The organism is Polyangium jinanense (assembly GCF_028435365.1).
On sequence record NZ_JAGTJJ010000038.1, the window covers coordinates 27,941 to 47,999 of the forward strand.

12 protein-coding genes are annotated in these 20,059 nt (G+C 67.8%); 7 read left to right on the plus strand and 5 right to left on the minus strand.

Translation table 11 applies throughout. The features are described from left to right. Positions 1-110: 110 nt before the first annotated feature. Together KEG57_RS38250 and KEG57_RS38255 are read left to right on the plus strand one after the other, a co-directional pair. On the plus strand, positions 111-527 hold the full coding sequence (locus tag KEG57_RS38250; protein WP_272421182.1) for a hypothetical protein: 417 nt from the start codon (positions 111-113) through the stop codon (positions 525-527). Between the two features lie 137 nt (positions 528-664). Then, on the plus strand, positions 665-2,014 hold the full coding sequence (locus KEG57_RS38255) for a hypothetical protein (protein ID WP_272421183.1): 1,350 nt from the start codon (positions 665-667) through the stop codon (positions 2,012-2,014). On the opposite strand, the gene KEG57_RS38260 is transcribed toward KEG57_RS38255, so the two are convergent. Next, the gene (locus KEG57_RS38260; protein WP_272421184.1) at positions 2,015-2,899 is read right to left on the minus strand and encodes a DUF4435 domain-containing protein; all 885 of its coding nucleotides are present in this window, start codon (positions 2,897-2,899) and stop codon (positions 2,015-2,017) included. After that, positions 2,896-4,143, minus strand: coding sequence for an AAA family ATPase (locus KEG57_RS38265; protein WP_272421185.1), 1,248 nt, complete (start codon positions 4,141-4,143; stop codon positions 2,896-2,898). Before KEG57_RS38265 ends, KEG57_RS38260 begins: the two co-directional genes overlap by 4 nt. A 1,372-nt stretch (positions 4,144-5,515) precedes the next feature. Between KEG57_RS38265 and KEG57_RS38270 the strand changes: the two genes are divergently transcribed. Further along, positions 5,516-6,280: a response regulator transcription factor gene (locus tag KEG57_RS38270; protein ID WP_272421186.1), complete on the plus strand. Its 765-nt coding sequence runs from the start codon at positions 5,516-5,518 to the stop codon at positions 6,278-6,280. A 28-nt stretch (positions 6,281-6,308) separates the two neighbouring features. Here KEG57_RS38270 and KEG57_RS38275 read toward each other — a convergent pair whose 3' ends face one another. Continuing rightward, on the minus strand, positions 6,309-7,436 hold the full coding sequence (locus tag KEG57_RS38275; RefSeq protein WP_272421187.1) for a calcium-binding EGF-like domain-containing protein: 1,128 nt from the start codon (positions 7,434-7,436) through the stop codon (positions 6,309-6,311). Positions 7,437-7,947: 511 nt separating this feature from the next. On the opposite strand from KEG57_RS38275, the gene KEG57_RS38280 reads away from it, so the two are divergent. After that, the gene (locus KEG57_RS38280; RefSeq protein ID WP_272421188.1) at positions 7,948-8,721 is read left to right on the plus strand and encodes a hypothetical protein; all 774 of its coding nucleotides are present in this window, start codon (positions 7,948-7,950) and stop codon (positions 8,719-8,721) included. Between the two features lie 8 nt (positions 8,722-8,729). On the opposite strand, the gene KEG57_RS38285 is transcribed toward KEG57_RS38280, so the two are convergent. Then, entirely contained in the window at positions 8,730-10,238 is a 1,509-nt protein-coding gene (locus KEG57_RS38285) for an alkaline phosphatase family protein (protein ID WP_272421189.1), read from the minus strand. Between the two features lie 291 nt (positions 10,239-10,529). Here KEG57_RS38285 and KEG57_RS38290 point away from each other — a divergent pair, with 291 nt between their 5' ends. Continuing rightward, positions 10,530-12,089 (plus strand): sensor histidine kinase, encoded by a 1,560-nt coding sequence (locus tag KEG57_RS38290; protein WP_272421190.1) that lies wholly within the window; start codon positions 10,530-10,532, stop codon positions 12,087-12,089. Between the two features lie 643 nt (positions 12,090-12,732). On the opposite strand, the gene KEG57_RS38295 is transcribed toward KEG57_RS38290, so the two are convergent. Beyond that, positions 12,733-13,638: a LysR family transcriptional regulator gene (locus KEG57_RS38295; RefSeq protein WP_272424539.1), complete on the minus strand. Its 906-nt coding sequence runs from the start codon at positions 13,636-13,638 to the stop codon at positions 12,733-12,735. A gap of 92 nt (positions 13,639-13,730) precedes the next feature. Here KEG57_RS38295 and KEG57_RS38300 point away from each other — a divergent pair, with 92 nt between their 5' ends. Both KEG57_RS38300 and KEG57_RS38305 read left to right on the plus strand, forming a co-directional pair. Beyond that, positions 13,731-14,711: an SDR family oxidoreductase gene (locus KEG57_RS38300; protein WP_272424481.1), complete on the plus strand. Its 981-nt coding sequence runs from the start codon at positions 13,731-13,733 to the stop codon at positions 14,709-14,711. A gap of 174 nt (positions 14,712-14,885) precedes the next feature. Beyond that, positions 14,886-19,907 carry an AAA family ATPase gene (locus KEG57_RS38305; protein ID WP_272424480.1) on the plus strand — a complete coding sequence of 1,674 codons (5,022 nt, stop codon included), beginning with the start codon at positions 14,886-14,888 and terminating at the stop codon, positions 19,905-19,907. Positions 19,908-20,059: the final 152 nt, after the last annotated feature.

Genomic DNA, 20,059 nt, shown 5'->3' on the forward strand with positions numbered 1-20,059 from the left:
GGGGGGGTCGAGCGTGGTCATGGCCGCATGGCATTGCGCCTGCTCTGTCACGGACGTGTGCGTCGTGGGCACAATCGACGATTGGCCCGAGGCAGGAAGGACGAAGATCCATGTACCGATCCACCACTCTCGCCGCCGTTGCGATCACGACCCTCATGGGGGTCCAAGGCTGCGCCCCTGCAGACGAAGCGGGTGTGGATTCAGCCGAAGGTCCGGAAAACACAATCGAGGTCGAGCAGGCATTCCGCGAGGGTCGTGAATCCGCCAGATTCGTCAATGGATACAAGCTACGTTACAAGCACAACTCGTGTCTTTCATCGCACCGCGAGCACCACCTGCTGCATATCGAGCACTATTCGCTTCATGATTGGGCTGGCGATTACAGCCTCTACGACTCCAAAGCCCTCATGCCGGAAGAAAGCGTCGAATCCTGCGACGAGCATGCACTACGGACCAAGGTCGTGATTTCTGCCGCTTTCTCACCAAACTGCTACGATTACGAATTTGAATTCTGGGATTGTTCGTAGCGTGAAAATGACAGGGCGTGAGACGCGGTCACCCTCCGGTGAGCCGCCGGGATGGGGGCGGCAGCCCGCCCCCATCCGTCCCGCCTCTCTCCTTCCTCCAAGCTTGACGCCATCACGAAGTACGTGACAACTGGGGCATGCTTCCCCGGTTCGTCGCGCTCTCCGCGTTCGTCCCGCTTTTCGGCTGCGCGCAAGGCACCGAGCCGCCCGATTTCACGTCCGGGGCAGGCGCCTCGCTCGCCGCGAGCAGCTCGTCCTCGTCGTCGTCGTCGTCCGCGAGCAGCAGCTCCGGGACGGGCGGCACGGGCGGCACGGGCGGCGTCGGCGGTATGGGCGGAAGCGGTGGCGCGGGCGGTAGCGGAGGCATCGGCGGAAGCGGAGGCACGGGCGGAAGCGGTGGCGCCGGCGGAATGGGCGGCGCGGGTGGAATGGGCGGTTCCGGTGGAATGGGCGGCTCCGGCGGGGGCAATCCCACGGGCACGCTGCTCGTGCTCGCGGGCCCGGACGCAGGGGAAGCCCATTACGATCCGGCTGCGGGCTGGGGCACGGGCTCGCTCAACCTCCAGTTTTCCGCGGCCGGGCTCGCGCCGAAGCCGGAGGGCGTGGTCGCGGTCTTGCGCCGCCAGAGCGCGAATGCAGCCGAGAACAACGAGCTCTTCTGGGCGACGTGGACGAAGGCCGGGGGCTTTGGGGCCGTGCAGAAGGTCGGCAGCTTCGGATTCGCGAAGGACGGCCCGACCGCGTCGCCGCTCGGCGTGGCCACGCTGATGACGTTCCTCGGCACGGACAACAAGCATTATTTCTCGCAATACGAGGCCGGCGCGTTCAGCCCGTTCAGCCCGATGCCCGCCGGCATGGCGCAGTTCCAGGCGTTCGGCCCGAGTGCCACGGCGCTCGCGAGGGACGGCGCGGCGGGGGCGTATGCGGTGTACGCGGGCGATGATGCGCACATCTATTACCTCGCGAAGAGCGGACCCGGGAGCGCGTGGACGCTTTCTGCACAGGCGCCGACCTCGCTCGTCGCGAACTGGCTCAGGCCGTTTGCGCTCGTCGACGCGGATCAGGATTTGCGTGTTTTCTACGTGCGGCAAGCCGACAATCGGATCTGCACGGTCAAGCTGATCACGCCGCAGAACTCGTGGACCGCGGAGGAAACCGTAGGCACGGCGACGACGGGGCTTTCGCCGTCGGTGGCTGCGACGGCGGCGGGGGATTTCGTCGTCGCGTATCGAGGCGTGCTGAACGAGGGGATCTATTTCGTGCGAGGGAAGGACGGGGCGTGGGGCGCGGCCACGACGGTCGAGGTCCCGCAAACGACGTCGTCGACGCCGGTCGCGCTTCCGGGATTGTCAGGGGCCGAGGCGGAGATCGTGTATGCGACGGGGGGGACGCTGAAGCATGCGCGCGTGAATGGGGCGCAGGCGACGGTGGCGACTGTGCCCGGGGTGGCGAATGTGACGAATGTGGCGGCGGCGATCGTGCCTTGATCAGGCAGGGGTGCCGAGGGCGCGAAGTACGATGAACGGGGGGTGCTGCGACTCCCAGGCTCGTATGGAAGCGTAGAGCTGTGTCGTCACGAAAAGCCCCTCGTCGTACGCGAGCACCAGCATCCGCTCGACCATCGGCCCGTCGAACGCGCCAGCGTCGTTCGTTCCCCATGCCTTACGCAGGGCGAACGCGAGGATCTCGGTCAGGTGATGCCCGCAGCAGACGTGCAAGGGATCATGGCCGTCGTCGTACAGGGCCGCGAGTCGGGTGAGGAGAACGTCGTTCTTGAGGTCCGGACGCTGCGAGTGATTCGCGACGACCTTGACCATCTCGGCCGGGTCGAGGAGGAGCGTCTTCTCATCGACGAATTTGCCGAATTTGAGCTCTTCGAACTTGAGATTGAGCCTGTCCTTCCGCGAGAGCCAGAGCATGTAACCGAGATGTTTTGCGCATCGGAGAAGACATGCGCGAAGGTCACCATACTGCCCACGAAACTTGTCTACCTTCTCCTCGCTCCCAACCTGCAACAGCACTTTCTCGAATGCAGGCGAGGCGAGAAGCATGGTCTCGAGGTCGTGCGTGTCCGTGAAAATGACGCTGATGGAGGGCGGCTTCCGACCTTCTATGGCATCAAAATCGGCATCGATGACGAAGAGGACGCCATCGAAGGATGGAACCTGCAAGCGATGAAACGCGTCGAGCGCCTTGTCGCGGCCATATGCCACGACGATCTTGCACTTGTTCTTGTCGATGAGCCAGTCGAAGAACCGCTTGTCGCTTACCCCCTCCACGACGAGGAAGGAGCCCGCGTGCTGGGAGCGCTCCATCCGGATCTTGTTGGCGATGTGCGCGCCATTGATGGCATCGAGCATCGCGTTTTTCATTCGGCGGCCTTTGCGGGTAGCTCCGGGCCCTTCAGCTCGACGGTCAGGTCCCAGCGATCATCGATGATGGATGGTGAGTGGGTCGCGACGAGCACGTCGTAGCCTCCAAGCTCGACCATTTGCAGAAGATCGCCAAGGAACTGGTTTTGCCAGGCTAAATGGAGGGAGATCTCGGGCTCGTCGATGAGGACCAGAGAGCCAGGCTTCACATGGAACAGAAGCTCATAAAGCAGGACGACCTCGTGTTGCTCGCCGGAGGAGAGCCGGTCCGAGGGGACGCTCCGACCGTCGACCAAGGAACGGAAGACGAACCCTTCTCCCCTAGATACGCTCATCCGCTTGTAGACAAAGCGCCTGTTGACGGCCTCTGTGAGGAGCTCGATGCGCCACGCGAGGTCCTCGAGCATACCGAGCTTGCTTTCCGTGTCCTCGATGTACACCGTGAGCACATCGCGTTTTGATTCTTCGAGCCGTGGGGTTTTCTTGTGCGACTCGCGCTCTGGGTCGAGTACGCCCAGCTGGACGAGCCTTGCTCGCTTGTCATCGAGCCCGCGCAGCCTCACCTCGATCTCTTCGATGGGCAACTCCGTTTGCGGAGTCTGCCGGAAGAGACGATCAAGGAATGTGCTATCAAGCTCCTGCGCGCGGCTGGCATACCTCGCAAGCGTCGCCTCGATTGCCTGCACCAATTCATCCGAATATGTCAAGACGGCGGACCGGTTCCCCAAAAACTGACTGTGACGCGAAACTTCATGAACGAGCCGGTGGGTCTCGATCATCCGTGGCTGCAATTCTCCGCAACTCGCTGCCAACCAGCCAATCAGCCGCTGTGTGACCGTCGCCTTGATCCCATCCAAGTGAAAGAGGATCGATGTTATCTGGTCCCTCTGTGAGTCCCACGAAAAAACGGCGGGGTCGTGGAGCGGCGAACCATGGCAAAAGAACACAAGGCCCTTGAGCGCTTCCAAGAATGGAGACGGCACGTCGCCCTCGGGCTCACGTTTAACGCCGAGGACCATTCCGTTTTCGAATTCGACCGAAAAGCTATCGAAGGGGACCGCGCCGATGGTCTCCCACTGCCCCCTGAACAACGCATCCAGCATCCGCAGAACGATCGTCTTCCCATACCCATTCGGCCCATGCAGGATCGTGATCCGCTCATCCATGTTGAGCGGAATCTCATGGTCGAAGATCCCGAACAGACCCTTCACCTTGATCCGCCGTACCCGCGGGCTGGTCGTCATGGTGGACGCCAGCCTACCCGGATCATCCCCCCACCGCTACCTTGCGCCGCTTTCGCCTCGCCTCCCCTCCCCCGACCTCTACATCGACGCCCCCGACCTCCTTCGAGACGCCCCCTCGCCGTACATCGACGCCCCGAACCTCCTTCGAGACGCCCCCTCGCCGTACATCGACGCCCCGAACCTCCTTCGAGACGCCCCCTCGCCGTACATCGACGCCCCGAACCTCCTTCGAGACGCCCCCCTCGCCGTACATCGACGCCCCGAACCTCCTTCGAGACGCCCCTCCGCCGTACATCGACGCCCCGAGCCTCCTTCGAGACGCCCCTCCGCCGTACATCGACGCCCCGAACCTCCTTCGAGACGCCTCCCAGCCGCTTCGAGACGTTCCCCAGCGTTCCAGAGCACGAATCCGCCCTTTCCGAGACGTCCTGAAACGTTACCGTCCCGACCGATCGGCCCACCTCGCCTTCCGTCCACGGAAATCGTGCCTTCGAGGGTGTTCGGCCAAAGGAGCAGGTGGTACGCAATGAATTCGCCGATTCGTCTCTGGGTTCGCCCGCTGAGCGCGCTGGGTCTCCCGCCGGGCGTTGAATCAACCCCCCCCGGCAGTTCCACCAGTATGACAGATTCGCGCGGGAGCTCTCCGACGCGCTCGGGGCCGTTGTCGAGGTCGTGGAGCGGTCACCCGAGGAAGCGACCGAGACAGGGATCGTCTTCGCGGACCACGATATGAGGCTCGTTACCCACCTGATGGGCCGCGCATCCGAGGGCAGCCCACGGGGGATCCGTCATCGGATGTTCTTGTTGAACGTGTCACCGAGCGATGGCCTGGAAATGGACAAAATGGCCCCTCTGGGGGCCGTATCCGCCCATCATCACTTTCGATGGAAATGTCAGCACCCTCGGCTCCCCGGCGATATTTACGGGCCAAAATCATTCGCGTCCACCCTGGCAGCGCATTTTCCGACCCATCTGGGACCATACGGACGATTACGTATTCTATCAGTGCGAGCCGCGCCTCGACCTGCCGATGGCGATCGCACTGTACCTTTCGTTGGTGCTTCCCGCAGGCGTGTAACCTCGCGCTCTCGGGCAGCGCGTCGCTGCTGCCGCCCTCCGGGGGCGGATCGTCAACCGAATCGCGTTCTTCACGGCCCCACGCGGCTGCGTCGGAAGCATCGCCCGTGCCGCTGGCGCGCCCCCCGCGTGCTTTGGTGTGAGGGGCCTGCTCTGCCTGCGTGGTCACTCGACCTCCCACCCCATCTCATCCTTTTTTTTTCTTTCCTATTCCTTCACGGCCCGGTCCTCGCATGTCACTGCTCCGCACTCGATGTCTGGGGGGACACCTGGCATGGGAAGGATGCATTCGCGCGTGACGCTCGAGAGTTTGTGCACGGAGGAGAGGCTCTCCCTCACCGGGACGTGGTCCGACCCGGTGGGCAAGGCGCTGGTGATGACGAGCCTCGGCGAGGCGGGGGCGCGCGGAGCCACGAGCCCACCCCCGGGAGGAGCGGAGGCGGCCACCGTCTTCTTGGTGCACCGGGACCCCTCCTGGCGCGGGACCGCTGCCGCGCGGCTCCGGGAGGCGGGGCACGCCGTGCAGGTGTTCGCGTCGTCGCTCGCCTTCCTGGAGGCGGCGCGCGCGGCGGGGGTGGGCTGTATGGTGATCGACGCCCAGCTCCCCGATCCGAACGGCCTGAAGGTGAAGGCCCTTCTGCGCGAGAGCGGGTGCGAGCTGCCCGTGGTCTTCACCAGCGGCGATGGAGACGTGCGTTTGGCCGTGGAGGCGATGAAGGCGGGCGCCGTGGACTTCCTCCCCGAGCCGGTCGACGAGGAGGCGCTGCTCGCCGCCGTGGAACACGCCCTTGCCCGCAACGCGGCGGCACGGGCGGCGCGGGCCCAGGTGGAGGCACTCGCCGCCCGGCTCGCGACGCTCTCGCTGCGCCAGCGCGAGGTGTGCGAACGGGTGGCGCGGGGGATGCTGAACAAGCAGATCGCGGCGGATCTCGCGATCTCCGCGTCGGCCGTGCGGCTCTACCGGGCGGAGGGGATGGAGAAGCTCGAGGTCGCGTCGGCCGCCGAGCTCGCGAGCCTGTTCACCAGGCTCGATCGAGGCACGGCGGCAGGCGGGGGGTAGGCGCGCCTGGAGCGTAGGAGATGGAGGCTCAGTTGCAGGTGGTGTTCTGGGCCGCCGCGAAGTTCGCGATCTCGGCCCTGCACGTCGCGACCTCCGCCGCGGTGATGGAGAAATTCATGACGGGGAAGGCACCCCCGCTGCAGTTGCCGGCGAATTGGTCGCTCACCTGCATCACCTGCACACCGCAGTAGCTGAAGGACTCCCCGTCCACAGAGTCCGTTCCGGCCATGAGCTCCACGACCGACGTGCCCTGATCGGAGACGGCCCAGGAGTTGTTGCCCGAAGTATGGCAGGGGGCGGGGAAGGAGTAATTCGTGCACCGCCCATCGTTCACGATCGTCCCGGCCAGCGCGGCCTGCCAGGCCGGGTTCGCGGCGCAGGGGCAGGCGGGGCCGCACGGCCCGCCACAGGTGAGCGTGCCGCCGCAGCCGTCGGGGATGGTGCCGCAGGTCGCTCCCTGCGCGGCGCAGGTGGTGGGGACGCAGGCGGGCGTCTCGCAGTTCGGCCCCGTGAACTCCGCGGGGCATGTGCAGGTGTAGGGCTCCGCGGGGTTGCAGGTGCCGCCGTTCTGGCACGGATTGCCGCTGCCGGTGCAGGTACCGGCGCCGCAGCTATCCGTGACGGTGCAGCCGTTGCCGTCGTCGCAGGCCGTGCCGTCGGCGGCGACGGGGTTCGAGCAGGCCCCGGTGGCCGGGTCGCAGGTGCCGGCGACGTGACACGCGTCGGAGGCGGTGCAGGTCACGCCGGCGCAGAGGTCGACGCACGTACCGTTCTGGCAGGTGAGCCCGTCGCAACACGGCAGGGTGGCGTCGCAGGGCGCGGTCGCCGGCAGGCAGCCGCCGCCCTGGCAGGTCGGGTCGCCCACGGCGATGTAGTCGTTGGCGTGGATGGCGTGACCGTTGATGCAGCCCTGCTCGCTGGTCTTGATGATGGTGTAGGGGTGGTTCGCCGAGCCCGTGTAGTGGCAGATCTGGTTCTTGCCGTTGACGTCGAAGAACGAGCACTGCGCGTCGGTGAGGTGCTCTTCCGCCGCGCCGAGGTGCTCGGCGTCCTGCGTGTCCGTGCTGGAGCACGCGCCGCCGAGGAACGCAAAGCTGCTCAGGCCGAGGACGGTGACCATCGCACGGAGAGGACGAAGGGAGGTGAAATGCGTCATGACTCTTCTCCTTCATGGGCGGGGCGCGTGGTGGATGTCCACGGGTCGCCCGCAGGCGAGGCACCCTAAGCAGGCAGGTCCAAAGGTCGCGACCTGGATCTTGATCCAGCTATCGGAAGGGCAGGCTCTTGCGGTAACATGAAGGGTTTTGCGGTGCGCCACGCCGCCTCCCGACGAGGTCGACATCTGCGGTCTCTCGTCCTCATCTGCGGTGTCGGGTCCTCACCTCGACGGGAATGTCGGTTTCCGTCTCCCCCGTCGCAGCCTCGGTGCATGGAACGTCGAATGGAACGCGCAGCGGCCCCCTTGCCTCGCCGCCCGTCCCTTCTGCCTTGACGCGCCCCCCAGCCGTTTCGAGACGCCTCCCAGCCGTTTCGAGACGCCCCCCTCCCGCTTCGAGACACTCCCCAGCGTTCCAGAGCACGAATCCGCCCCTTTCCGAGACGTCCTGGAGCGTTACCGTCCCGACCGATCATTCCACCTCGCCTTCCGTCCACGGAAAGGAACCATCATGCCCCTCGACACAGCCACCATCGCCCCCAAAGCCCGCCAGGAGTACCTCCGCATCGGCAAGCAGTTCGGCTCCACCGATACCCTGAACCAGGCCAACAAGACCCTCGAAGCCCTCCACAAGTACGCCCCCGCCCTCCAGAAGCACGGCTTCAATACCGCCGACGGCGCGCGGCTCTCGGATGCGCGCGACGCGCTCATCGCCGCCGGTATCGGGCGCGTCGGGGTCGCAGGCCAGCGCAAGCTCACGAACAAGGGATTCGTCACGGCGCTGAAGGAAGGAAAAAGCGCCCGCGAGACCGCCCGCAGCGTCCTCCACGCCGGGCGAAACGACCTCGAAGAGAAGGGCGACGAGGCCAGCGCGGATGTGATCGCCGTCGCGCTCGATCAGACACGCGCCGCGCAGGACGACGCCGAAAAGCTCGCCGTGCAGCTCGATACCCTGCGTGATGTATTGAAGCGGGAAGACGTGACCGCCGTGGTGCACGACCGTGGCGGCCCGGACGCCATCACGCGCCTCGGGATCGCCGCCGACGCCTTGCGCGCCGCTGCCAAGGAGCGCGAGGGACAGGGCACCATGGCCGCGACCGAGCACCTCGACCTGATCGATGGAATCGTCGTCACCCTCGCCCGCTCCGCGCGCAAAGCCGCACGCGCGGCGGCCCGCGAGACGAAACAACCCGCGCTCGCCGCCGCATTCGAGCTGACGCACCTCTACGGCACGCGCGGCGAGCGCAGCCAGGCGCCTGAAGAGCCCTCGAGCGCGCCCGGCTGACGAATCGGTCAATCCCGAATTCGCACCGCCCCGAGCCGCGCTCCCGCCTCGACCACCCTCCTCGCAATCGCCATCCCCTCCCCGCGCCGATCCAGGTGCTCCGGGATGAGCCCGGAATCCAGCGCCTCCCGTAGCTCCGCATGCGTCTCCGCGTGCTCCCTTCGCGCCATGAGCTCGGCCATCGAGACATCCACCGGCGGCAGCTCCACGGGCGGCCGCGGGTCCGATAGATAGGCCGGTTGAAGACACGACGAGAGATCGTTCGCCGCGGCGATACGCGTGTTCCACGCCGGCAACCCGAACCGCCGGCACAACGTGCGGATCACCGAGACGTGCTCGAACTGCGTGCCCACCACGCACCCCTTCCGCGCGAACGGCCCCGCCACGATCGACGGCACACGGAAGCCGAGCTGCTCGAATGCGGCCTCGTCGTCTTCCGTCGTCGGCGGCGCCACGTGGTCGAAGAATCCGCCGTGTTCGTCGTACGTCAGGACGAACATCGAGCGGCCCCATTGCGGGCTCTTGGCGAGCGCCGTGTACACGCTCGCGATGAGCGCCTGCCCGAGCCGGATGTCGTGATCCGGATGGTCGTCGTTCGCGCCCCCGCCGAAGAACTGCGGGTCGATGAACACCACATTCGGCAGCGTGCCCGCCTCCGCGTCCGCAAAGAATTGCTCGATTCCCGCGAGCCCGGTCGTCTTCAAATACGCGCCCGAGCACCACGCGATGTCGTGGTAATACACCTTGTGGCTGACCTTGGCTTCGTTCAGGTAATTGAAGATGCTGTCGAAGCCGAGGACGGGGAGGTTCCCCTTTTGCCCCTTGCTCGTCCCGCCGTGCAGGTAAAACCGGTTCGGCCACGTCGGTCCCATGACCGAGGCAAACCACCGGTCGCAAACCGCGTGCGCGTCCGCGAGCGCATACAGGACCGGGATCTGCTCGCGGACGTGATACCCCATCACGTCCGCCTGGGCCGATCCCGCGTGGGCCAGGACGAACCCGTCGTTCTTGCCGCCGTTCCACTGCGCATGCGCGGCGTCCCAGTTGTGCGGCGGATCCTCCGGCGTGTAATCGTCGAGCTTCGAGACCGTGATCCACGTTCCGTCCGGCGCCGGGTTCTTTTCCGTACCGTCGAGGCCGATCACGTCGCGGCCCTCGATCAAGCGCAAGCTCCCGAGGTAATGGTCGAACGAACGATTCTCCATCATCAGGATGACGAACGTGTCGATCGGCGCGAGCAGCTCCTCGGGGGAGAGGCCGCCCGAATCCGTGCAGCTCTCGCCCGGATCGCCGCCGCCCGCGCCCCCTTCGCCGCCCATTCCGCCCATTCCGCCCGCGCCGCCCGCGCCCCCGGCGCCGCCCGCGCCCGACGCGCCCACGCCCGCGCCTGCGCCCGCGACGTCCGTCGCCGAACCCGCGCCGCCGCAACCCACGGCGGCCGCCGAGAGCGCGGCGCCGAGGCCGAGGAGCACCCGCCGGCGCGCGGCCGCATGATCGTCACCCATTCGTCCGGACATGAAGAACCTCTCCGATAAAAAGCCAAAAACACGATAGACGAATCCCCCGTCGATGTGCGCCGAAAGCGCCCCCGCGAAGCGCCTTTCTCGGCGCCGCGCGCGCCCCGGACGCGCCGACGTGGGCACGGCCCGCGCACAAGCGCGTGGTACGGACCCTGCTCTCGCGCGATTCGTGTTCCCGCCGGCCAGCCTCTTCGCGCGGCCCCCTGCCAAAGGGCTGCGTTTATCTTATTTTCCAGAAGCTTTTGGTTCGTCCACCACGCCCTTTCGGGCCCCGCGCGGCGGTGGGCCATGAAGCTCGATCCGATGCGAAGGACGCTCTCCGTCGCGAACGCCGCCGTCGGTGAAGGCGACGCCGAACGCGCGATTGCGCGGCGCAAGCTCGAACAGACGATCGGCGCGGCGTACCTCGTCGCCATCCTCGCCGCGCTCGTCATCGGCGGCGTCGCGAGTTTCGCGCTGCAATCGGTGATCGCGAGCCAGGACCGCGTCGAGCAGATCTACGACGCGGAGTTCATCGAAGTGGAGCGTCTACGCGCCGGCGCGCTGCAGAAATCGTCGCAGGGCCGGGCGTACCTGCTCACCGGCGATCCGGAGATGCTCGAGGAGAGCTACGCCGCGCGTCAAGCCTTCGAGGCCCGGCTCAAGGCGCTCTTCGCGCGCACGGAGGATCCCGCCGAGCGCGCGCGGCTCGAGCGCATCACGACCGCGCAGAAGGCGCACCAGGAGGCGCTCGCGCGGGCGTTCGCGCTGCATCGCGCAGGCGGCACGCACGAGGACGTGGGGCGCGTCGTCGGGGCCGAGGTGATCCCCAAGCTCGGGGCGCTCGAGGTGGCGATCGGCGACTACGCGCTCTTCGTGGACTCGCGCCTCGAAGTCGCCCGCGACAGCGCCCGGCTCGCCGCAACCCGCGCGTCGAGGCTCGTCGTGATCGTGGCGTGTGGCGCCGTCCTGCTCGCGGCGGGCCTCGGCGTCTTGCTCACGCGCACGATGCATCGGCTCTACCGCGCGGCCGAGGAGCGGCTCGCGCTGTTCACGCGCGAGGAGCGCGCCCGCGCAGAGGCCGAAGCGGCGCGGCGGGATCTCGCGGAGACCGTCGAGCGGCTCTCGCAGGTCAACGCGGATCTCGACGCGTTCGCGGGCCGCATCGCCCACGATCTCCGGAACCTGCTCACGCCGATCGCGCTCGTGCCGGCCCGCCTCCGGCGCGCGGAGGGCAAGGAGGCCACGGAGCGGATCGCGACCTCGCTCGAACGATCGGTCACGCGGGCGAACGCGGTGCTCGAAGGCCTGCTCGCGTTCTCGCGGTCGAGCCGCCCGGACGACACGAGCCAGAAGGCCTCGGTGCGCGAGGTGGTCGCGCAGGTGGCGGAGGAGCTCGCGCAGACGGCCACCGAGGTGCGCGCCGAGGTCACGGTCCACGTGGAGGACACGCGCGTCGCCTGCTCGCCCGAGCTCCTGCACGTGGTGGTGCTCAACCTGCTCGGCAACGCGCTCAAGTACATCGCGGGCAGCAACGAGCGGCGCGTCTCGATCCACGCCGCGCGGGCCGACGGAGGCTTCGTCGAGCTCGCCGTCGAGGACACCGGGCCGGGCATCCCCGACGGCGCGAAGGACCGCATCTTCGAGCCGTTCTACCGCGTGCCCGGCGTGCGCGCGCCGGGCACGGGCATCGGCCTCGCAACGGTGCGGCGCATCGTGACCGCGCACGAGGGTCGCATCACGTGCGACTCGACCCTCGGTCGAGGGACGACGTTCCGCGTGTGGATCCCGTGCGCGGCGGAGCCCCGGAGCGCGGTCGTGCGGGACGACGAGCGCGCCGAGGCGGCTGGGCGGGATCTCGGGGTCTAATTGGTCTCATCTGGGAGGCGCTGCGCTGGGGCGTTGCCCCAGGCCCCAGCAGGGGCTGTCCGCCCCTGCACCCGGACCAGCGCAAGCGCTGGACCCAGGGTCGATGAACTGCGCGATGCGCAGTTCATCGAACAGGCCGAGGAACGACCCCTGCCAACCAAGACAGCCGCGCTGCCCTTTCGATCAGCAACGCTGTCTCTGGTCTTGCCACCGGCCTGTGGAAGAACTGCGCATCGCGCAGTTCTTCCCAAATGGTCCAGGGCTTGCCCTGGTTCGGGTCGAGGGGCGAACAGCCCCCGCGGGGTCCGGGGCGGCGCCCCGGCGCGGCGTCCACACGTGTCAGGTGGTGGTCCTGTGCCGGCACGGAGCCTGGCACGTGTGTCGGTCGTGATGGCTGTTCGGGTCGTGCAGATGACACATGTGGCAGCGGGTGGAGCCGTGCTCGTCGCTGCATGGACGCACGTGGCAGGCGCGTCCCGGCGCTCGGAGAGGACGACGGACACGTGTCACAGGTGCCGCGCGGGTAGGGCTCGGGGAGGTGACACCTGTGGAAGGTGGCGATCCCGGTCCGCGGCAGCGGACGCCACGCAGGACGGGCGCGCGGGGAGGGCGGGGAGGGCGGGTGACCGGTGTGGGGGCGGTGTTACGACACCTCTCCCTCGATGTAGCGTCTCAGCCCCTCCGCCACCGCCTCGAAGGCGACGCGGCAACGCGGACTGTCCCGCAGGTCCACGTGCATCGCCACCCAGGTGTCGAGCGGCAACGAGAGGTCCTTGGGCAGCACACGGATCAGGCGCGCGTCACGCCGGGCGAGCCCGACCTGGCAGATGCCGATGCCGTAGCCGGCGCGGATCGCGGCGAGCTGAGCAAGGTCGCTGTCGGCCCTCAGCGCGAAGGCGTCGCGCCGCAGCGGACCGAGCTCTTTTCGCAGGCCGCGGAGGAACGCCGTCTCGCGGTCGAACCCGATGATCGCGTGGCCGTTCATCAGCTCGCGAAGGCTACGCGGCGTACCGTGGCGGCCGAGGTAGTCCTCGTGCGCGTGCAACCCGAGCTCGATGGTGCCCACGCGGCGGGCCAAGAGCACGTCCTGGCTCGGACGCACCATGCGCACGGCGATGTCGGCCTCGCGCTTGAGCAGGTCTTCCACTCGGCTCGTGAGCGCGAGCTCGACCATCAGCCCGGGATGCTGCTCGCGCAGCGCTGCCAGGATCGGCGGTAGCACCTCGACGCCGACGACCTCGCTGGCCGTGATGCGCACGGTGCCGCGCACCCCGTCGCCTTGGCTTTGCGCCACGCGCAGCAGGGCCGCCGCGGTCGCGGCCAGGGTCTCGGCGTAGGGCTCGAGCGCGAGCGCTGCCTCGGTCGGCGCGAGGCCGAGCTGCGAGCGCGTGAACAAGGCCAGGCCGAGCGCCTGCTCCAGCGCTTCCACGTGCCGGCCCACCGTCGGCTGGGTCAGCCCGAGCGAGCGCGCCGCGCCGGACAAGCTGCCTTCCTTCAAGACGCCGAGAAACGAGCGATAGAGCTCCCAGCCGGGTTCCGCATCCGTCATACGAAAACGTATAGCTGATGCAATATCTTGTGCAATTTCAATTGCAGCAGTTCCGGCCCACACTGCCGTCACCGAAACCAAGGAGCAACGTGATGGCGAGCAAGAAGACGGTCCTCGTTCTGGGCGCAACCGGCGGCATCGGCGGCGAGGTGGCGCGGCAACTGCGCGACGCGGGGTGGACAGTGCGGGCGCTACATCGGGATTCGGCCCGCGTGGCGGCGCGGGCCGATGGTCTTTCATGGATGCAAGGCGACGCGATGTGCCGCGACGACGTGCGGAGGGCGGCGGAGGGCGCGTCGATCCTCGTGCACGCGGTCAACCCACCGGGCTACCGGAACTGGAGCGAGCTCGTGCTGCCGATGCTGGAGAGCAGCATCGCAGCCGCCCGCGCCGCCGGCGCGCGTATCGTGCTGCCAGGGACCATTTACAACTACGGGCCCGATGCCTTCCCGGTGCTCCACGAGGATTCGCCCCAGCACCCGCGCACGCGCAAGGGAGCGATTCGCGTCGAACTGGAGCGCCGCCTGCGCGCCGCCGCCGCCTCCGGCGTGCGCAGCCTGATCGTGCGCGCCGGCGACTTCTTCGGCCCGCGAGCAGGCAACAACTGGTTCTCGCAAGGCCTGATCAAGCCCGGTCAGCCTGTCAAAACGGTCAGCGATCCCGGCCGCCCCGGCGTCGGCCATCAATGGTCCTACCTGCCCGACGTGGCGAAGACGATGGTAGAACTCGTCGAGCGCGAGGAGGGGCTCGAGGATTTCGCGACGTTCCACATGGCCGGCCATTGGGACGAGGACGGCAGCCGCATGGTGAATACGATCCGCCGCGTGGTGGCCGGTGCGACGGGCGGCGCGGAGCCCAAGGTCCGCGCTTTCCCGTGGTGGGCGCTCGGGATCGCCGCGCCGTTCGTGCCGCTGTTCCGCGAGATGAAGGAGATGCGTTATCTGTGGCAGGAGCCGATCCGCATGGATAACCGGCGGCTCGTCGGGGTGCTCGGCAGCGAGCCGCACACGCCGCTGGAGGAGGCCGTGAGGACGACGCTGTCGGGGCTCGGTTGCATCGAGCCTTTGGAATGAATTGCGTCATGACCTTGACGAACGCTCCAGAGAGAATTGCGCCAACGGTGCACGACGTGACGTGAACCACTGCTCCACGGCGCCGAACACGGCGCGGACGCCGCTTTCGTTCTTGACGACGCGCGGAGGCGCGCTTCTGATCCGAGCTTCGCAGGTACCGCGAGCAGAGGAGCAATGGGAAGCACGCCGAATACACTCATGCTCGATTCGACCTTCGAGGCCATCGAGGAAATCACGTCGGACAACGATCACGTTTGGGTCCGGGCCCGGCGAAAGGACGACGGGACGCCCTGGATCCTCGAAATGACGGGCCGCGAGCTGCCGAGCTCGCGCGAGATTGCGCTCCTCCGTCACGAGCACGAGATCCTCGAAGAGCTCGCAGCGGTCCCCGGCGTCCTGCACAGCCAAGGCCTCGTGCGGGTCGGGCGACGCTGGGCGCTCGCATTCCCGTCTGTCGCGGGTCATCCGCTGCGTGACGCCCTCCGTCGAGGCCGGTTGTCTCTGAAAACGGCGATCCGGGTGGTCGTATCGGTGTGCGAGATCCTCGCCGCCGTCCACGAAAAAGGCGTCGTCCACAAGGACATCCATCCGGATCACATCCTCTACGATCCGACGACGGGCTCTGTGCATCTCTTCCATTTCGGGCTCGCGGGGCGCATCGGGGCGAAGCTCGCCGACGGGGTCGCGGCACAGTCGCTCGAAGGCACACTCGCCTATGTCTCGCCCGAGCAGACGGGGCGCACCGGGCGTCCCATCGGCCGCACGAGTGATCTGTATTCGCTCGGGGTCACGATGTACGAGCTCCTGACCGGAACGCTGCCGTTCACGAGCGCCGATCCCCTCCACCTCGTGCATAGCCATATCGCGCGGACCCCGACGCCGCCGCACGAGCTCGACACCGATATCCCCAAGGTGGTCTCGGCCATCGTTTCGAAGCTGCTCGCAAAGGAGGCCGACGCCCGTTACCAGAGCGCGTCCGGGCTCGCGGCCGACCTCGTCGAATGCTTGCTGGAGCTCGACGAGCGGGGCGAGATCCAGCCGTTCCCGCTCGGCCAGCACGATCGGCGCCGCACCTGGACCGGGGCCCAGCGGCTCTACGGGCGCGCGCGCGAGATCGAGGCCTTGCGCGAGGCGTTCGGGCGGGCGAGCCGCAAAGGCGCCGAGCTCGTGCTCGTGGCGGGATATGCGGGCATCGGCAAATCGGCGCTCGTGCAGGAGCTCTACCCGGAGGTCGCCCTCGCGCACGGCTATTTCGTCGCGGGAAAGTGCGACCAGTACAACCGCAATCAACCGTTCAGCGCGGTATCGCAGGCGCTCCGGGATCTCTTGCGCCAGGTGATGGCCGAGCGGCCCGCGGAGGTCGAAGCGCTCGGGCAGTCGCTCGCCGCCGTGCTCGGCGCGAATGCGGCCCTCGTGGTCCCGCTTTTGCCCGAGCTCGAGGGCATCCTCGGGCCGCAGCCGGCGGTCCTCGAGCTCGGGCCGTCCGAGTCGCAGAACCGCTTCGATCAGGTGCTGCAGGCGCTCCTCTCCGTCTTCTGCCGGCCCGAGCACCCGGTCTCCATCTTCCTCGACGATCTGCAATGGGCCGACGCGGCCTCCATTCGGCTGCTTCGGCTCTGGCTCACGGATCCGGGGCGCTCGCATCTGCTCCTCATGGGCGCGTATCGGGAGCAAGAGGTCGACGCGGCGCATCCGCTCAGGCAAACCCTCGACGCGCTCCGGCGCGACGGCGCCCGCGTGACCGAGATCCACCTCGGGTCGCTCTCCTCTGCGGACGTGACGTCGCTGCTCGCCGACGGGCTCGAATGCTCGCCCGACGCCGTTTCGAGACTCGCCGAGCACGTCACGCAAAAGACGCTCGGAAACCCGTTTTTCGTGAATCAGCTCGTGGTCGCCATGATCCACGACCAAGACCTCGCCTGGAACGAGGCCGCGGGGGCATGGCAATGGGACCTCGAGAAGATCAGCGCGCGGGGCGTGAGCGACGACGTGGCCGTGCTCGTGGCGGCCGAGCTCGGGCGCTTGCCGCGCGAGACCTTGCGCGTGCTCCGACTCGCGGCCTGCATCGGCCACCAGTTCGACCTCGGCGCGCTCTCGCTCGTGGCCGAGCTTTCGCCGGCCGAGCTCGCCGTCGCCCTCCGGAGCGCGGTGCAGGCGGGGTTCGTCCAGACGCTCGATTCCAGGGACACGAGCGCCCACGAGGAATCGCGGTACCGCTTCCTGCACGACCGCATTCAGCAGGGCGCATACCTGCTGATCCCCGCGTCGGACCGGCCGCGCACACATCTCGATATCGGCCGAGCGCTCCGCGGGCGCGGGGGGCTCGACGCGAAAGGAGCGCTCTTTTCGGTGGTCGGCCATCTGAACCGAGCGGCGACGCTCCTCGAATCGGCCGAGGAGAAGGTCGACCTCGCGCGGCTCGACCTCGCGGCCGGGCGGAATGCAAAAGCGTCGACGGCATATGCGTACGCCGTCGAGCTTCTGCGCGCGGGGCTCGGCCTTTTGCCGGAGGACGCGTGGGGGACGGAGTACACACTCACGCGAGATCTGCACGCGGAGTGCGCCGAGAGTGAGTACCTCGCGGGGCATTTCGACGCGGCCGAGGCGCTCTTCGCCGAATGCCTGCGGCGCGCGCAGGACGACGTCGAGCGCGCGGGCCTCGAGAGCGTCCGCCTCAAGCTGTATCAGGTCGCGGGGCGGTATGCGGAGGGCGTGACGCTCGCGACGGCAGCGCTGCGCAGGTTCGGCGTCGATTTGCCCGAGACGGCCGAGGACGCGAACGCGCAGATCGCGGGGGAGATCGAGCAAATCCATACTGGAATGGCGGGCCGCAGCATCGAGGATCTCCTCTCGGCGCCGCGCATGGTCGATCCGAGGGATCGCGCGGTGCTCACGTTGCTCGCCGATTGCGCGCCTTGTGCTTACATCGGCCGCCCGGCGCTTTTCCCGCTCGTCACGCTGCGCATGCTGAATTTCTCGCTCCGGCATGGCAACGCGGAGCCGTCCTGCTTCGCCTACAGCGTCTACGGCCTCATGCTCGTCGCGGTGTTCGGCGACACCCCGTCCGGCGTCCGTTTCTCGGAGATGTCGCTGCGCCTGAACGAGAAGATGGGCGACAAGAGGCTCCGCGGGACGCTCCTTCATCTGCACGGCGATCACATCCAGTTCTGGCAGCGCCACATGCGCGAGGACCTGCCCGTGCTGGAGAGCGCGTTCACGGCGTGCCAGGAGGTCGGCGACGCGGTGTATGCAGGGTTCCTCGCATTCGAGGCCCCCTGGCAGCATTACGAGATTGGTACGCCGCTGCCCGACCTCTTCCGCATTTGCGAGGGGTTCGTCACGTTCGCGAAGCGGACCAACAACCGGCCCATCGAGCTGACGATCAAGCTGGAAGAGCAATATTTCCGTGCGCTCATCGGATCCGACGTGACGTCGATGAGCCCCGCATTCGACGAGGCGAACGCCCTCGCACAGATCCACGCGGCGAGCTTCGGCTGCGGCATCGCATTCCACCACATCCTGCGGCTCTTTCAGCTCTACACGTTCGGCCGTCCCGCCGAGGCGCTCGCCGAGCTCGAGCACATCCGGCCCGTCCTCGGCGCGGTCATGGCCATGCCGATCGAGGCGACGCTCGCGCTTTACGTGGCGCTCGCGCACCTCGCGCTGGGAGGGGAAGAGCACCTCGAAGCCGCGCGCAAGGAGGAGGAGCGGCTCGCCGCATGGGCGACGCACGGCCGCGATAATTTCCGGCACAAATGGCTGCTCGTCCGCGCCGAGCGCGCGCGCGTCGAGGGGCGCCGAGAGGACGCGATCGCCCTTTTCGACGAGGCGATCGACGAGGCGCAGCGCGGCGCGTTCTTGCAATACGAGGCGCTCGGGCACGAGCTCGCGGCGGGTTGTCTCACGCAGCTCGGCTCGGGCCGCGCGGCGTCCGTGTACGTGGCCGAAGCCATCGACGCCTACGAGCGATGGGGGGCCAACGCCAAAGTCGCGGAGCTTCGGGCCCGGTTTGGCGAGGTCGCACGGTGGCAAAGGAGCTCGCAGCCCGCCGGCAGCCTGCGTTTCCCGAGCGACACAGGCGGGCTCGACATCCAGGCGCTCCTGCGCGCCTCCAGCGCCATTTCGAGTGAGCTCCACCTCGAACACGCCCTCGATCGCGTGATGCGCACGATCCTCGCCTGCGCGGGGGCGCAACGCGGCGCGCTGGTGCTCGAACGAGAGGGCGCGTTACGCCTCGAAGCCCTGGCGTCCCTCGAGCCCGACGAGGTCCGCGTCAAGCTCGAGGCCCCGCTCGAAACGCGTAACGATTTGCCGCAATCCATCATCCGGTACACGGTGCGCCTCGGCGAGCTCTTGTTGCTCACGGATCCGGCAATCGATCCACGGTTTTGCGACGACCCCTACCTCCGCCGCCGCGCGCCTCGTTCGCTTCTTTGTCTCGTGCTGAAGCAACGCGGCCGCCGGTTCGGCGTGCTCGTGCTCGAACATTTCGAGGCCCGCGACGCATTCCCCGCGGAGCGCGCGGAGCTCGTCCAGATCCTGAGCGCGCAGGCAGCCGGCGCCCTCGAAAATGCGTTGCTTTACGCAACGCTGGAGGACAAGACGCGTGAGCTCGCCGCGCACGGAAAACTGCTCGCGCGCGAGGTCGAGGAGCGTACCGCAGAGCTCCGCGCAGCCAATGCGCGCACGGTGGAGCAGGCGGAGGTCTTGCGCGCGCAAAGCGAGCGGCTCGAACGCGAGCTCGCAGAGCGCGCCGAGGCCGAGCGGGCCCGCGAGGCGCTGCATCTGAAGATCCTGCGCGCCCAGGAAGACCGGCTCGCGGAGCTGTCAACGCCGCTCATTCCGCTGACGAAAGGTGTGCTCGTCATGCCAATCATCGGGAGCGTGGATGCGGCGCGCGCCCAGCAGATCCTGGAAGCCGCGCTGGCCGGCGCGCACGCGTCCTCCGCGCGCCTGGTGCTCCTCGATCTGACGGGGCTGCGCTGCGTCGACGCGTCTGTGGTGAGCACGGTCGTGGAGACGGCGCGCGCGCTCGCATTGCTCGGCACCGAGACAGTGCTCACGGGGATCCGCGGCGAGGTCGCCAAGGTGCTCGTCGGACTCGACGCAGATTTCCGCGGCATCACGACGCGCTCGTCGCTCGAAAGCGGCATCGAGCACGCATTGCGACGCACGGGCGCGACGTTCGGGCGCTGAATCCCCGAGCGGAGAGCGCGAGGAAACCGCCGCGCCGGGGCGCTGCCCCGGACCCCGCGGGGGCTGTTCGCCCCTCGACCCGAACCAGGGCAAGCCCTGGACCATTTGTGGAAGAACTGCGCGATGCGCAGTTCTTCCAACAGGCCGGTGTG

What these genes read in the sequence shown, in the direction of transcription:
- KEG57_RS38250 (WP_272421182.1), top strand. Translation starts at nt 111, where the DNA reads ATGTACCGATCCACCACTCTCGCCGCCGTTGCGATCACGACCCTCATG.
- KEG57_RS38255 (WP_272421183.1), top strand. Translation starts at nt 665, where the DNA reads ATGCTTCCCCGGTTCGTCGCGCTCTCCGCGTTCGTCCCGCTTTTCGGC.
- KEG57_RS38260 (WP_272421184.1), bottom strand. Translation starts at nt 2,899, where the DNA reads ATGAAAAACGCGATGCTCGATGCCATCAATGGCGCGCACATCGCCAAC.
- KEG57_RS38265 (WP_272421185.1), bottom strand. Translation starts at nt 4,143, where the DNA reads ATGACGACCAGCCCGCGGGTACGGCGGATCAAGGTGAAGGGTCTGTTC.
- KEG57_RS38275 (WP_272421187.1), bottom strand. Translation starts at nt 7,436, where the DNA reads ATGACGCATTTCACCTCCCTTCGTCCTCTCCGTGCGATGGTCACCGTC.
- KEG57_RS38280 (WP_272421188.1), top strand. Translation starts at nt 7,948, where the DNA reads ATGCCCCTCGACACAGCCACCATCGCCCCCAAAGCCCGCCAGGAGTAC.
- KEG57_RS38285 (WP_272421189.1), bottom strand. Translation starts at nt 10,238, where the DNA reads ATGTCCGGACGAATGGGTGACGATCATGCGGCCGCGCGCCGGCGGGTG.
- KEG57_RS38290 (WP_272421190.1), top strand. Translation starts at nt 10,530, where the DNA reads ATGAAGCTCGATCCGATGCGAAGGACGCTCTCCGTCGCGAACGCCGCC.
- KEG57_RS38295 (WP_272424539.1), bottom strand. Translation starts at nt 13,638, where the DNA reads ATGACGGATGCGGAACCCGGCTGGGAGCTCTATCGCTCGTTTCTCGGC.
- KEG57_RS38300 (WP_272424481.1), top strand. Translation starts at nt 13,731, where the DNA reads ATGGCGAGCAAGAAGACGGTCCTCGTTCTGGGCGCAACCGGCGGCATC.
- KEG57_RS38305 (WP_272424480.1), top strand. Translation starts at nt 14,886, where the DNA reads ATGGGAAGCACGCCGAATACACTCATGCTCGATTCGACCTTCGAGGCC.